This is a genomic window from Enterobacter cloacae complex sp. IR5458 (genome assembly GCF_049238025.1).
GTDB lineage: Bacteria > Pseudomonadota > Gammaproteobacteria > Enterobacterales > Enterobacteriaceae > Enterobacter > Enterobacter kobei.
In genome coordinates this window covers 75057-89125 of the sequence record NZ_JBMKIF010000013.1, presented here as the reverse complement: position 1 = coordinate 89125, position 14069 = coordinate 75057, and the positions used below count along the sequence as shown (strand labels likewise).

14 protein-coding genes are annotated in these 14069 nt (G+C 57.5%); 12 read left to right on the top strand and 2 right to left on the bottom strand.

Features of this window, described 5'->3' with window-relative positions; all coding sequences use genetic code 11:
- Positions 1-61: 61 nt before the first annotated feature.
- Both ACOTYN_RS12785 and livJ read left to right on the top strand, forming a co-directional pair.
- Positions 62-1327, top strand: a complete 1266-nt coding sequence (locus ACOTYN_RS12785) for a 4-aminobutyrate--2-oxoglutarate transaminase (protein WP_045268812.1) — start codon at positions 62-64, stop codon at positions 1325-1327.
- 196 nt (positions 1328-1523) lie between these two features.
- Positions 1524-2624: a branched chain amino acid ABC transporter substrate-binding protein LivJ gene (livJ, locus tag ACOTYN_RS12780; RefSeq protein WP_014882117.1), complete on the top strand. Its 1101-nt coding sequence runs from the start codon at positions 1524-1526 to the stop codon at positions 2622-2624.
- 177 nt (positions 2625-2801) lie between these two features.
- Here livJ and panM read toward each other — a convergent pair whose 3' ends face one another.
- Positions 2802-3185, bottom strand: coding sequence for an aspartate 1-decarboxylase autocleavage activator PanM (panM, locus tag ACOTYN_RS12775; protein ID WP_014882118.1), 384 nt, complete (start codon positions 3183-3185; stop codon positions 2802-2804).
- Positions 3186-3609: 424 nt separating this feature from the next.
- Between panM and livK the strand changes: the two genes are divergently transcribed.
- From livK to ugpQ, 10 genes are all read left to right on the top strand, one after another.
- Entirely contained in the window at positions 3610-4719 is a 1110-nt protein-coding gene (gene livK / locus ACOTYN_RS12770) for a high-affinity branched-chain amino acid ABC transporter substrate-binding protein LivK (RefSeq protein WP_014882120.1), read from the top strand.
- A 46-nt stretch (positions 4720-4765) separates the two neighbouring features.
- Complete coding sequence (livH, locus tag ACOTYN_RS12765; RefSeq protein WP_014882121.1) at positions 4766-5692, top strand: high-affinity branched-chain amino acid ABC transporter permease LivH; 927 nt, start codon at positions 4766-4768, stop codon at positions 5690-5692.
- Positions 5689-6966 (top strand): branched chain amino acid ABC transporter permease LivM, encoded by a 1278-nt coding sequence (gene livM, locus ACOTYN_RS12760; protein ID WP_023331790.1) that lies wholly within the window; start codon positions 5689-5691, stop codon positions 6964-6966. Before livH ends, livM begins: the two co-directional genes overlap by 4 nt.
- Complete coding sequence (gene livG, locus ACOTYN_RS12755; protein WP_014882123.1) at positions 6963-7730, top strand: high-affinity branched-chain amino acid ABC transporter ATP-binding protein LivG; 768 nt, start codon at positions 6963-6965, stop codon at positions 7728-7730. Before livM ends, livG begins: the two co-directional genes overlap by 4 nt.
- Position 7731: 1 nt before the next feature.
- A complete protein-coding gene (livF, locus tag ACOTYN_RS12750; protein ID WP_006812273.1) occupies positions 7732-8445 on the top strand; it encodes a high-affinity branched-chain amino acid ABC transporter ATP-binding protein LivF in 714 nt (237 codons plus the stop codon).
- 268 nt (positions 8446-8713) lie between these two features.
- Positions 8714-10030 carry a sn-glycerol-3-phosphate ABC transporter substrate-binding protein UgpB gene (gene ugpB / locus ACOTYN_RS12745; protein WP_332957876.1) on the top strand — a complete coding sequence of 439 codons (1317 nt, stop codon included), beginning with the start codon at positions 8714-8716 and terminating at the stop codon, positions 10028-10030.
- 127 nt (positions 10031-10157) lie between these two features.
- Positions 10158-11045, top strand: a complete 888-nt coding sequence (gene ugpA, locus ACOTYN_RS12740) for a sn-glycerol-3-phosphate ABC transporter permease UgpA (RefSeq protein ID WP_023331792.1) — start codon at positions 10158-10160, stop codon at positions 11043-11045.
- On the top strand, positions 11042-11887 hold the full coding sequence (ugpE, locus tag ACOTYN_RS12735; RefSeq protein ID WP_063434509.1) for a sn-glycerol-3-phosphate ABC transporter permease UgpE: 846 nt from the start codon (positions 11042-11044) through the stop codon (positions 11885-11887). The genes ugpA and ugpE overlap by 4 nt, the downstream gene beginning before the upstream one ends.
- A 1-nt stretch (position 11888) precedes the next feature.
- Positions 11889-12959, top strand: a complete 1071-nt coding sequence (locus tag ACOTYN_RS12730; protein ID WP_014882127.1) for a sn-glycerol-3-phosphate import ATP-binding protein UgpC — start codon at positions 11889-11891, stop codon at positions 12957-12959.
- Positions 12956-13702 carry a glycerophosphodiester phosphodiesterase gene (gene ugpQ, locus ACOTYN_RS12725; protein ID WP_069601621.1) on the top strand — a complete coding sequence of 249 codons (747 nt, stop codon included), beginning with the start codon at positions 12956-12958 and terminating at the stop codon, positions 13700-13702. The genes ACOTYN_RS12730 and ugpQ overlap by 4 nt, the downstream gene beginning before the upstream one ends.
- Here the strand turns inward: ugpQ and ACOTYN_RS12720 are convergent.
- Entirely contained in the window at positions 13686-14063 is a 378-nt protein-coding gene (locus ACOTYN_RS12720; protein WP_023331795.1) for a DUF2756 family protein, read from the bottom strand. The genes ugpQ and ACOTYN_RS12720 overlap by 17 nt on opposite strands.
- Positions 14064-14069: the final 6 nt, after the last annotated feature.

The window sequence follows — 14069 nt, the reverse complement described above, 5'->3', positions numbered from 1 at the left end:
TCCTCCCCCCTGGCAAACACTTACTGATGCGCTAAGCAGGCGATTTTCTCAGGGGGACAGGGTGAAAAATAATGAACTGAACGACCGGCGTTTGCAGGCGACGCCGCGCGGTATCGGCGTCATGTGTAATTTCTATGCCGATAAAGCCGAAAATGCCACGGTGTGGGACGTAGAAGGCAACGAGTATATCGACTTCGCCGCCGGCATTGCGGTGCTGAATACCGGCCATCGCCATCCCAAAGTCATTTCCGCTATTGAAAAACAACTCCACGCCTTTACCCATACGGCGTACCAGATTGTGCCGTATGAAGGCTATGTGGCGCTGGCCGAGCGTATCAACCAGCGCGTGCCCATTGATGGCCCGGCCAAAACGGCCTTTTTCTCGACGGGCGCAGAAGCGGTTGAAAACGCGGTTAAAATAGCCCGCGCCTATACCCGACGTCCTGGCCTCATCACTTTCGGCGGCGCGTTCCACGGCCGTACTTTTATGACCATGGCGCTGACTGGCAAAGTTGCGCCGTACAAACTGGGCTTTGGTCCGTTCCCTGGCTCGGTGTATCACGCGCAGTATCCGAACGATCTGCACGGCGTTAGCACGAATGAGGCGTTAAAAAGCCTGGAGCGCATCTTTAAAGCGGATATTGCACCGGATCAGGTCGCGGCCATTATTCTCGAACCGGTTCAGGGGGAAGGCGGTTTCAATATTGCACCTGCCGATTTTATGCAGGCGCTGCGTGCCCTCTGTGATACCCACGGTATTTTGCTGATTGCCGACGAGGTACAAAGTGGTTTCGCCCGTACAGGCAAACTGTTCTCGATGGAACACCACTGCGTGAAGCCCGATTTGATCACCATGGCGAAAAGCCTCGCGGGTGGGATGCCGCTCTCTGCGGTATCGGGCCGTGCCGACGTGATGGACGCACCTGCGCCGGGCGGGCTGGGCGGTACTTACGCGGGGAACCCGCTGGCGATTGCCGCTGCGCATGCGGTGCTGGACGTGATTGATGAAGAAGATCTCTGTACACGTTCTGCGCATCTTGGTCATCACCTGGTAGAGGTGCTGAACAAAGCGAAGGAACACTGTCCGTATATCGCCGACATTCGCGCGCAAGGATCGATGGTGGCGGTAGAGTTTAATGACCCGCAAACGGGCCAGCCTTCGCCGGAATTCACCCGCCAGGTACAGGAACGCGCGCTGCAGGACGGTCTGCTTCTGCTGAGCTGCGGCGTTTACGGCAACGTTATTCGTTTCCTTTATCCGCTGACAATCCCCGAAGTGCAGTTCCGTCAAGCGCTGGACATTATCTCCGCCTCGCTGACACGTTAAAGCCGCGCGCCCGGTGAAATCTTTGCCGGGCTTATCATATATTCATTTCAAATTAGCTATTCCAAAATCATAAAAATGGGGTATGTTTTAGCAGAGTATGCTGAAAAAGCGCGAACAGCACACCAATAACTGAAATAAAGCGCTGCACAACAACATCACAACAATCGTAATAACCATAATAATGGGGAATCTCAGGATGAACATGAAGGGTAAAGCGTTACTGGCAGGATGTATTGCGTTGGCATTCAGCACCATGGCACAGGCAGACATTAAGGTGGCTGTGGTTGGCGCAATGTCCGGTCCGGTAGCACAGTACGGCGACCAGGAATTTACGGGCGCTGAACAGGCGGTTGCAGACATTAATGCTAAGGGCGGTATTAAAGGCGAAAAACTGCAGATCGTAAAATATGATGATGCCTGTGACCCGAAACAAGCGGTAGCGGTTGCGAACAAAGTGGTGAACGACGGTATCAAATACGTTATCGGTCACCTGTGCTCTTCCTCAACTCAGCCTGCGTCTGACATCTACGAAGACGAAGGGATTCTGATGATCACCCCGGCGGCGACCGCACCGGAGCTGACCGCGCGCGGCTACAAACTGACCCTGCGCACCACGGGCCTGGACTCTGACCAGGGTCCAACGGCGGCGAAATACATTCTGGATAAAGTGAAGCCGAAGCGTATCGCGATTGTTCATGACAAACAGCAGTACGGTGAAGGTCTGGCGCGTGCGGTGCAGGATGGTCTGAAGAAAGGCAACGCCAATGTGGTCTTCTTCGATGGGATCACTGCCGGTGAGAAAGACTTCTCCACGCTGGTGGCGCGCCTGAAAAAAGAGAATATCGATTTCGTTTACTACGGCGGTTACCACCCGGAGATGGGCCAGATCCTGCGCCAGGCGCGTGCAGCCGGTCTGAAAACCCAGTTTATGGGGCCTGAAGGCGTAGCGAACGTTTCCCTGTCTAACATCGCAGGTGAATCCGCTGAAGGCCTGCTGGTGACCAAGCCGAAGAACTACGACCAGGTCCCTGCGAACAAACCTATCGTAGATGCCATCAAGGCGAAGAAACAGGATCCAAGCGGCGCGTTCGTCTGGACCACCTACGCGGCGCTTCAGTCTCTGCAGGCGGGTCTGAACCAGTCAGCCGATCCGGCTGAGATTGCGACCTGGCTGAAAGCGAACACCGTCGAAACCGTGATGGGACCACTGTCCTGGGATGAGAAGGGTGACCTGAAAGGCTTTGAGTTCGGCGTGTTTGACTGGCATGCCAACGGTACGGCGACAGACGCCAAATAATTTTCCCGTCGCCTTTCGCGCCGCAGGTGCGTTGGCTGCGTTATTCAACCCCGGTCACTTACTTATGTAAGCTTCCGGGGATTTCATAACTTGCCGCCTTCCTGCAACACGAAATGCTTGGGAAAATACGGTGGAGAATGTAGGCCGGGTAAGGCGCAGCCGCCACCCGGCTTTCTTTTAGCGCTTCTCCCACCCACTCTCCTGCGCCGTAAACCCTAACGCCTGCATAAACGCCGCCATCACGCCGCGGTCTTCTACGCCTACGTCAGCCATCCACCATGAGGTCACGTTCGGGTTTTCGCGGATCACTTCTTCAATTAAATACTGCCCCACGCCGCGACGCCGGGTGACGTCACGTACACGCAGTGAGTCCAGCGCCCCTTCTGTACCGCTCAGGGTCACGCGAACCGCAGCCAGCAGGCGTTCGTTGAAACGCGCGGCATAAATGCGGTGAGTCTCGTCGACGCGTAGCGACGAAGGGGAATATTCCGGCCAGATCTTGCCCAGGTCGATATGATCCTGGTCGCTAAAGGTCACCAGACGCACGATAGTCAGTTTCATTAGCTACATGTCCAAATCAAATTGAGTAGGGGCAGTGTACTCAATTTATTCACTCAGCGGCTTCCTCTTTTTATTCTCATTAACCAGGTGATTAGTTTTTTGGTAACGCGCTGGGCAGTTTGAAAACACATGGATCGAAAAATAAGCAGAATTTTAACCTGAATGGTAGTGATTTATTCGGCGCTTTGTACCGTTATTTTATGCTGCAAACTGCACTTTTATTTGTTTATCTCTGCATGATTTCAGAATATTATCTTTGCTTAATCGCCTGAAAAATAGAGATTTTAGTCTGGTTTTTGGCAAAAAACTGCGCTAAACCATTAAAGGCACTGGTAAAAATAGCGTTGTGCATTAAAAGTACAGAATGCTTTTTAACCATAATAAAACAAAATATAAACACGACATCACGAATGGGGATTCTGAGATGAAAAGGAACGCGAAAACATTTATCGCGGGAATGGTTGCACTGGCGATCTCGCATGCAGCCATGGCGGAAGAGATCAAAGTTGCGGTCGTGGGCGCAATGTCCGGCCCTGTTGCCCAGTGGGGTGATATGGAGTTCAACGGCGCGCGCCAGGCCATCAAAGACATCAACGCCAAAGGCGGCATCAAAGGCGACAAGCTGGTGGGCGTGGAATATGACGACGCCTGCGATCCGAAACAGGCCGTCGCGGTCGCCAACAAAATCGTCAACGATGGCATCCAGTATGTGATTGGCCACCTGTGCTCATCGTCCACCCAGCCTGCGTCTGATATCTACGAAGACGAAGGTATTCTGATGATCACCCCCGGCGCCACTAACCCAGAACTGACCCAGCGCGGCTATCAGCACATTATGCGTACCGCCGGTCTCGATTCTTCCCAGGGACCCACCGCCGCCAAATTTATCCTCGAAACCGTAAAGCCAAAGCGCATTGCCATCATTCATGACAAGCAGCAGTACGGCGAAGGCCTGGCGCGTTCCGTTCAGGACGGCCTGAAAAAAGGTGGCGCGAACATCGTCTTCTTCGACGGCATCACTGCCGGTGAGAAAGACTTCTCCGCGCTGATTGCTCGTCTGCAAAAAGAGAACATCGACTTCGTTTACTACGGCGGCTACTACCCTGAAATGGGGCAGATGCTGCGTCAGGCACGCGCCACCGGTCTGAAAACCCAGTTTATGGGACCAGAGGGCGTGGGTAATGCCTCCCTGTCGAACATCGCGGGCGATTCTGCCGAAGGCATGCTGGTTACGATGCCAAAACGCTATGACCAGGATCCGGCGAACAAGGCTATCGTTGATGCGCTTAAGGCGCAGAAAAAGGACCCGAGTGGTCCGTATGTCTGGATCACCTACGCGGCTGTACAGTCTCTGGCGACGGCTCTGGAGCGTACCGGCAGCAAAGAGCCGTTGGATCTGGTGAAAGATTTAAAAGCACACGGGGCGAACACCGTGATTGGGCCGCTGAACTGGGATGAGAAAGGCGATCTGAAGGGATTTGAGTTTGGTGTCTTTAAGTGGCACGCCGACGGGTCTTCCTCGGCCGCCAAATAATTATCCCGCCGCCCGGACCACCGGGCGGGAATAAAAAGGTTTGCATATGTCCGAGCAGTTTCTCTATTTCCTGCAGCAGATGTTTAACGGCGTCACGCTGGGAAGCACCTACGCGCTGATTGCCATCGGCTATACGATGGTTTACGGCATTATCGGCATGATCAACTTCGCCCACGGCGAGGTGTACATGATCGGTAGCTACATCTCCTTTATGATCATCGCCGCCCTGATGATGATGGGCATCGACAGCAGCTGGCTGCTGGTTGCCGCCGGGTTTGTCGGCGCCATTGTGATCGCCAGCGCCTATGGCTGGAGCATCGAGCGCGTGGCCTATCGGCCGGTGCGCAGCTCCAAGCGTCTGATTGCGCTCATCTCCGCCATCGGTATGTCGATCTTCCTGCAAAACTACGTCAGCCTGACCGAAGGGTCGCGCGACGTGGCGCTGCCAAGCCTGTTTAACGGCCAGTGGATCGTGGGGGCCAGCGAAAACTTCTCTGCCTCTATCACCACTATGCAGCTCGTCATCTGGGTCGTGACCTTTATTGCGATGCTCGCCCTGACGCTGTTCATCCGTTATTCCCGCATGGGGCGCGCCTGCCGTGCCTGCGCGGAAGACCTGAAGATGGCGAGCCTGCTTGGCATCAATACTGACCGCGTGATTGCCCTGACCTTCGTGATCGGCGCCGCGATGGCGGCAGTGGCGGGCGTGCTGCTCGGCCAGTTCTACGGCGTGATCAACCCGTACATCGGCTTTATGGCCGGAATGAAAGCCTTCACCGCGGCAGTACTTGGCGGTATCGGCAGTATTCCTGGCGCGATGATCGGCGGCCTGATCCTGGGCGTGGCGGAAGCGCTCTCCTCGGCGTACCTGAGCACCGAATATAAAGACGTGGTGTCGTTTGCCCTGCTGATTCTGGTTCTGCTGGTCATGCCTACCGGTATTCTGGGCCGTCCGGAGGTAGAGAAAGTATGAAACCGATGCATTTTGCAATGGCGCTGCTCTCTGCCGCCATGTTCTTCGTGCTGGCGGGCGTCTTTATGGGCGTCCAGCTGGAGCTGAGCGGCACCAAACTGGTGGTGGATACCGCACCTGACATCCGCTGGCAGTGGGTGTTTATTGGCACGGCGGTGGTGTTCCTGTTCCAGCTGCTGCGTCCGCTGTTCCAGAAGACGCTGAAAAACGTTTCTGGCCCGAAATTCGTCCTGCCGGCAATCGACGGTTCCACCGTGAAGCAAAAGCTGTTCCTCGTGGCGCTGCTGGTGGCGGCCGTGGCGTGGCCATTCGTGGTCTCGCGCGGCACGGTGGATATCGCTACCCTGACCATGATTTACGTGATTTTGGGTCTCGGCCTGAACGTGGTGGTGGGGCTCTCTGGCCTGCTGGTGCTGGGCTACGGTGGTTTTTACGCCATCGGTGCCTACACCTTCGCGCTGCTGAACCATTATTACGGCCTCGGCTTCTGGACCTGTCTGCCGCTGGCGGGCCTGGTTTCTGCCGCTGCGGGCTTCCTGCTGGGCTTCCCGGTGCTGCGCCTGCGCGGTGACTACCTGGCGATTGTGACCTTAGGCTTTGGCGAAATCGTCCGTATCCTGCTGCTGAATAACACCGAAATCACCGGTGGTCCGAACGGCATCAGCCAGATCCCGAAACCGACCTTCTTCGGGCTGGAGTTCAGCCGTACCGCCCGCGAAGGCGGCTGGGATACCTTCAGCAACTTCTTTGGCGTGAAGTATGACCCGTCCGACCGCGTGATTTGGCTCTACCTGGTTGCGCTGCTGCTGGTGGTGGTGACCCTTTTCGTGATTAACCGTCTGCTGCGCATGCCGCTGGGCCGCGCGTGGGAAGCGCTGCGTGAAGATGAGATCGCCTGCCGCTCCCTGGGCCTGAACCCGACCCGCATCAAGCTGACCGCGTTTACCATCAGCGCCGCGTTTGCCGGTTTCGCCGGGACGCTGTTTGCCGCGCGTCAGGGCTTCGTCAGCCCGGAATCGTTCACGTTTGCCGAATCGGCCTTTGTGCTGGCGATTGTGGTGCTCGGCGGGATGGGCTCGCAGTTTGCCGTCATTCTCGCAGCCATCCTGCTGGTGGTCTCGCGCGAGCTGATGCGTGACTTTAACGAATACAGCATGCTGATGCTGGGTGGTTTGATGGTGCTGATGATGATCTGGCGTCCGCAGGGCCTGCTGCCGATGACCCGTCCACAGCTGAAGCTGAAGAACGGGAAAGCGAAAGGAGAGCAGGCATGAGTCAGCCATTATTATCCGTTAACGGTCTGATGATGCGTTTTGGCGGCCTGCTGGCGGTCAACAACGTGAATCTGGATCTGCATAAGAAAGAGATCGTCTCCCTGATTGGCCCCAACGGCGCGGGAAAAACCACGGTGTTTAACTGTCTGACCGGTTTCTACAAGCCGACGGGCGGCACCATCATGCTGCGCGATAAGCACCTGGAAGGGCTGCCTGGCCAGCAAATTGCCCGCATGGGCGTGGTGCGTACCTTCCAGCACGTGCGACTGTTCCGCGAGATGACGGTGATTGAGAACCTGCTGGTGGCACAGCATCAGCAGCTCAAAACCGGGCTGTTCTCCGGTCTGCTGAAGACTCCGGCCTTCCGCCGAGCCCAGGAGGAGGCCCTCGACCGCGCCGCCACCTGGCTCGACCGCATCGGCTTGCTGCAGCACGCCAACCGTCAGGCGAGCAACCTGGCCTACGGCGATCAGCGTCGTCTGGAGATTGTGCGCTGCATGGTGACGCAGCCGGAGATCCTGATGCTCGACGAACCGGCGGCGGGCCTCAACCCGAAAGAAACCAAAGAGCTGGACGAGCTGATTGCCGAGCTGCGCGATCACCACGACACCACCATCCTGCTGATTGAGCACGACATGAAGCTGGTGATGGGTATTTCGGACCGTATTTACGTGGTCAACCAGGGCACGCCGCTGGCAAACGGCACGCCGGAAGAGATCCGCAACAATCCGGACGTGATCCGCGCGTATCTTGGTGAGGCATAAGATGGAAAAAGCGATGTTAACGTTCGACAAGGTCAATGCGCACTACGGCAAGATCCAGGCGCTGCACGACGTCAGTCTGCACATCAATCAGGGTGAAATCGTCACCCTGATTGGCGCCAACGGCGCGGGCAAAACCACGCTGCTCGGTACCCTGTGCGGCGACCCGCGGGCTACCAGCGGGCGGATTGTGTTTGATGGCAAAGACATTACCGACTGGCAGACTGCAAAAATCATGCGTGAAGCGGTGGCGATTGTTCCGGAAGGGCGTCGCGTCTTCTCGCGCATGACGGTGGAAGAGAACCTGGCGATGGGCGGCTTCTTCGCTCACCGCGATGAATACCAGACCCGCATCAAGTGGGTATACGAACTCTTCCCGCGCCTGTGGGAGCGCCGTATTCAGCGTGCGGGCACCATGTCCGGCGGTGAGCAGCAGATGCTGGCGATTGGCCGCGCGCTGATGAGCCAGCCACGCCTGCTGCTGCTGGACGAACCGTCGCTCGGTCTGGCGCCGATCATCATCCAGCAGATTTTCGACACCATCGAGCAGCTGCGTAAAGAGGGGATGACTATCTTCCTCGTCGAGCAGAACGCCAACCAGGCGCTGAAGCTCGCCGACCGTGGCTACGTGCTGGAAAACGGCCGCGTGGTGCTTGAAGATACCGGCGATGCGCTGCTGGCGAACGAAGCGGTGCGGAGCGCGTACCTCGGAGGCTAAGCCGTCTGTGTTGCCCGGTGGCGCTTACGCTTACCGGGCCTACATGCCTTTCTCCCTCTCCCTGTGGGAGAGGGCCGGGGTGAGGGCATCAGACCGCACTCAATCACCCAACCCCCCAACACCCTTCACACAACCATCATCCCCCTGACGCTTTGCTGTCACTTATCTGTAAACAAACAGTTATTTTTCTGTCATTCGAGCATGTCATGTTACCTCGCGAGCATAAAACGCGTGATATCGCGCATCCGGCACAATAAGAGAGATGACAATGACATCGTTACGACACACAGCTTTGGGTCTGGCACTGGGTCTGGCTTTTGCGACGAACGCAATGGCTGTCACCACCATTCCATTCTGGCATTCCATGGAAGGGGAGTTGGGTAAAGAAGTTGACTCCCTGGCGCAGCGTTTCAACGACACCCACCCGGATTACAAAATTGTGCCGGTGTACAAAGGCAATTACGAGCAGAGCCTGAGCGCGGGCATCGCCGCCTTCCGTACCGGTAACGCCCCTGCACTGTTACAGGTTTATGAAGTGGGTACCGCGACCATGATGGCCTCCAAAGCCATCAAGCCGGTCTATGAAGTCTTCAAAGAGGCGGGCATCAACTTCGACGAGTCGCAGTTCGTGCCAACCGTGGCGGGCTACTACACCGATTCCAAAACCGGTCACCTGCTGTCTCAGCCGTTTAACAGCTCCACGCCGGTCCTGTACTACAACAAAGACGCCTTCAGGAAAGCCGGTTTAGATCCGGAGCAGCCGCCAAAAACCTGGCAGGATCTGGCCGACTATACCGCGAAGCTGAAAGCTGCAGGGATGAAGTGCGGCTACGCCAGCGGCTGGCAGGGCTGGATCCAGATTGAAAACTTCAGCGCCTGGCACGGCCTGCCTGTTGCCACCAAAAACAACGGCTTCGACGGCACCGACGCGGTACTGGAGTTCAACAAGCCGGAGCAGGTGAAGCACATTGCGCTGCTGGAAGCGCTCAACAAAAAGGGCGATTTCAGCTACTTCGGCCGTAAAGACGAATCCACTGAAAAGTTCTACAACGGTGACTGCGCTATTACCACCGCGTCTTCCGGTTCGCTGGCAGATATCCGTCACTACGCCAAATTCAACTACGGCGTGGGCATGATGCCGTACGACGCTGACGTGAAGGGCGCGCCGCAGAACGCCATCATCGGCGGGGCCAGCCTGTGGGTGATGCAGGGCAAAGACAAGGGCACCTACAAAGGCGTGGCCGAGTTCCTCGACTTCCTGGCGAAGCCAGAGATTGCCGCTGAGTGGCACCAGAAAACCGGCTACCTGCCGATCACCAAAGCCACCTATGACCTGACCCGCGAGCAGGGCTTCTACAGCAAAAACCCGGGCGCGGACATCGCGACGCGTCAGATGCTGAACAAGCCGCCGTTGCCGTTCACCAAAGGTCTGCGTCTGGGCAACATGCCGCAGATCCGCACCATCGTGGATGAAGAGCTGGAAAGCGTGTGGACCGGGAAGAAAACGCCTCAACAGGCGCTGGATTCAGCGGTAGAACGCGGGAATCAGCTGCTGCGCCGTTTTGAGCAGTCGACCAAATCGTAATTAAAACCTGCCCCTCACCCTAACCCTCTCCCCATAGGGGAGAGGGGACTGCACGGAGCCGTCTTTTCTCCCTCGCCCCTTTGGGGAGAGGGTCGGGGTGAGGGGTGAATACCTACAGAGCTAACCTATGTCATCATCCCGTCCGGTGTTCCGTTCCCGCTGGCTGCCCTATCTTCTGGTCGCGCCGCAGCTGGTCATCACCGTTATCTTCTTTATCTGGCCTGCGGGCGAAGCGCTGTGGTACTCGGTACAAAGCGTCGACCCGTTCGGGCTGTCCAGCCAGTTTGTTGGCCTGGACAACTTCACCGCGCTGTTCCACGACAGCTACTATCTGGACTCCTTCTGGACGACGATGAAATTCAGCGCGCTGGTCACCGTCAGCGGTCTGGTCGCTTCGCTGTTCTTTGCCGCGCTGGTGGATTACGTGGTGCGCGGCAGCCGCCTGTATCAGACCCTGATGCTGCTGCCTTACGCCGTCGCGCCTGCCGTCGCCGCCGTACTGTGGATCTTCCTGTTTAACCCGGGGCGCGGGCTGATTACCCATTTCCTGGCCGAATTGGGTTACGACTGGAACCACGCCCAGAACAGCGGTCAGGCGATGTTCCTGGTGGTGTTCGCCTCGGTGTGGAAGCAGATCAGCTATAACTTCCTGTTCTTCTTTGCCGCACTGCAGTCCATCCCGCGTTCGCTGGTGGAAGCCGCGGCGATTGACGGCGCAGGGCCGGTTCGCCGCTTCTTCAGATTATCGCTGCCGCTGATCGCCCCGGTGAGCTTCTTCCTGCTGGTGGTTAACCTTGTGTACGCCTTCTTCGACACTTTCCCGGTGATCGACGCGGCGACCGCGGGCGGCCCGGTGCAGGCGACCACGACGCTTATCTATAAGATCTACCGCGAAGGCTTTGCGGGGCTTGATCTCTCGGCCTCCGCCGCGCAGTCGGTGGTGCTGATGTTCCTCGTCATCATCCTCACGGTGGTGCAGTTCCGCTATGTTGAAAGTAAGGTGCGCTACCAATGATTGAGAACCGTCGCGGGCTGACGATTTTCAGCCATACCATGCTGATTTTAGGGATCATCGTCATCCTGTTTCCGCTGTACGTGGCGTTTGTCGCCGCCACGCTGGACACCAAAGCGGTGTTCGACACGCCGATGACGCTGATCCCAGGTTCGCATTTGTTTGAGAACATGAAGACCATCTGGACCCAGGGCGTGGGCGCGAACAGCGCGCCGTTCTGGCTGATGATGCTCAACAGCTTCATCATGGCGTTCGGCATCACCGTCGGCAAAATCACGGTGTCGATGCTCTCCGCCTTCGCCATCGTCTGGTTCCGTTTTCCGCTGCGCAACCTCTTCTTCTGGATGATCTTTATCACCCTGATGCTGCCGGTGGAAGTGCGTATCTTCCCGACGGTGGAAGTGATCGCCAACCTGAAGATGCTCGACAGCTATGCGGGCTTAACCCTGCCGCTGATGGCCTCGGCGACCGCCACCTTCCTGTTCCGCCAGTTCTTTATGACCCTGCCGGACGAGCTCATTGAAGCCGCGCGTATCGACGGCGCGTCACCGATGCGCTTCTTCCGCGATATCGTGCTGCCGCTGTCGAAAACCAATCTTGCGGCGCTGTTTGTGATCACCTTTATCTACGGCTGGAACCAGTACCTGTGGCCGCTGCTGATTATTCAGGACGTCAACCTCGGCACCGCCGTCGCGGGCATCAAAGGCATGATTGCCACCGGCGAAGGCACCACCCTCTGGAACCAGGTGATGGCGGCGATGCTGCTCACCCTTATCCCACCCGTAGTCATTGTTTTAGCCATGCAGCGCGCGTTTGTCCGCGGCCTGGTCGATAGCGAGAAATAAGATGGCAGGTTTAAAACTTCAGGCAGTAACCAAAAGCTGGGACGGCAAAACCCAGGTCATTCAGCCGCTGACGCTCGACGTAGCGGACGGGGAATTTATCGTGATGGTTGGCCCGTCCGGCTGCGGCAAATCCACCCTGCTGCGCATGGTGGCGGGGCTGGAGCGCGTGACCTCGGGCGATATCTGGATTGACCGCCAGCGCGTCACCGAGATGGAACCGAAGGATCGCGGTATTGCGATGGTGTTTCAGAACTACGCCCTCTATCCGCACATGAGCGTGGAAGAGAACATGGCGTGGGGGCTGAAAATCCGCGGCATGGGCAAAGGCCATATCGACGAGCGCGTCAAAGAAGCGGCACGCATTCTGGAGCTGGACGGCCTGCTCAAGCGCCGCCCGCGCGAGCTCTCCGGTGGTCAGCGCCAGCGCGTGGCGATGGGGCGCGCCATCGTGCGCGACCCGGCGGTATTCCTGTTCGATGAACCGCTCTCCAACCTGGATGCCAAGCTGCGCGTGCAGATGCGTCTTGAGCTGCAACAGCTCCATCGCCGTCTGAAAACCACCTCCCTGTACGTGACCCACGATCAGGTCGAAGCTATGACCCTTGCCCAGCGCGTGATGGTGATGAACAAAGGCATCGCCGAGCAGATTGGTACGCCGGTGGACGTTTACGAGAAACCGGCCACCCGCTTTGTGGCGAGCTTTATCGGCAGCCCGGCAATGAATTTGCTGGAAGGGCGTATCAGCAATGCAGGCACGCACTTTGAGCTGGAAAGCGGGATGGCATTACCGATCAACTGGTACTATCGTGGCTACGCCGGGCGTAAGATGACGCTCGGGATCCGCCCCGAGCATATCGGTTTAACCTCTCAGGCGGACGGCGGCGTGCCGCTGGTGATGGACACGCTGGAGATGTTGGGGGCAGATAACCTGGCGCACGGGCGCTGGGGCGAGCAAAAAATGGTGGTGCGTCTGGCACATCAGGAGCGCCCGAAAGCAGGCAGCACGCTGTGGCTGCACCTGCCGGAAAATCATCTGCACCTCTTTGATGGTGAAACAGGACAACGAGTATGAGCAACTGGCCTTATCCCCACATCGTCGCCCACCGTGGCGGCGGTAAACTGGCGCCGGAAAATACCCTGGCGGCGATTGATGTTGGCGCGCGCTACGGTCACACGATGATCGAGTTTGACGCCAAGCTGTCGAAGGACGGCGAGATTTTCCTGCTGCATGACGACAACCTCGAACGCACCAGCAACGGCTGGGGCGTGGCGGGTGAACTGCCGTGGCGCGATCTGCTGAAAGTGGATGCCGGAAGCTGGTACAGCGGTGAATTCAAAGGCGAACCGCTGCCGCTGCTGGCGGAGGTGGCGGACCGCTGTCGTCAGCACGGCATGATGGCAAACATTGAAATCAAACCGACCACCGGCACCGGGACGCTGACGGGTAAAGTCATTGCGCTGGCCGCGCGTGAGCTATGGGAAGGGATGACGGCGCCGCTGCTCTCCTCGTTTGAAATTGACGCCCTGGAAGCGGCCCAGGCTGCCGTGCCTGAACTCCCGCGTGGGCTGCTGCTGGACGAGTGGCGTGAGGACTGGCGCGAGCTGACGACCCGCTTAGGCTGTGTCTCTATCCATCTCAATCACAGGCTGCTGGACGAGGCGCGGGTGAAGATGCTCAAAGACGCGGGTCTGCATATTCTGGTTTATACCGTGAATAAACCCCAGCGTGCAGCCGAACTGCTGCGCTGGGGCGTGGACATCATCTGTACCGATGCCATAAACCTGATCGGCCCGAACTTTAGTTCTGCGGGTTAAGCATACTGCCATTCGACTGCGACGGCAGCATATGCTGCTGTCCGCTGCCTGACGACGTCATCCCACCTAACATCCCACCGTTTTTATTCGGCAGCGGCTGCTCACGCACCTGTCCCTGCTGCACGCGTTGGGTGTTGGCGTTCATCTGATTTTGCAGGCTCTGCTGCTGCATCTGGGTCTGTGTTTTCAACTGCTGGTTCAGCATCCCTTTTTGCTGTTGCTGCTGGCTCATCATCTCCGTCTGCATACGCTGCTGGCTCGGGATGACATAACCCTGCTGGTTCGGGTTGTTCATGGTGTTAAGTGGCTGTGCGAGCGCGGCAAACGGAATCAGCGCCGCAAGAATCAGTAAGCGTTTCATTGTCAT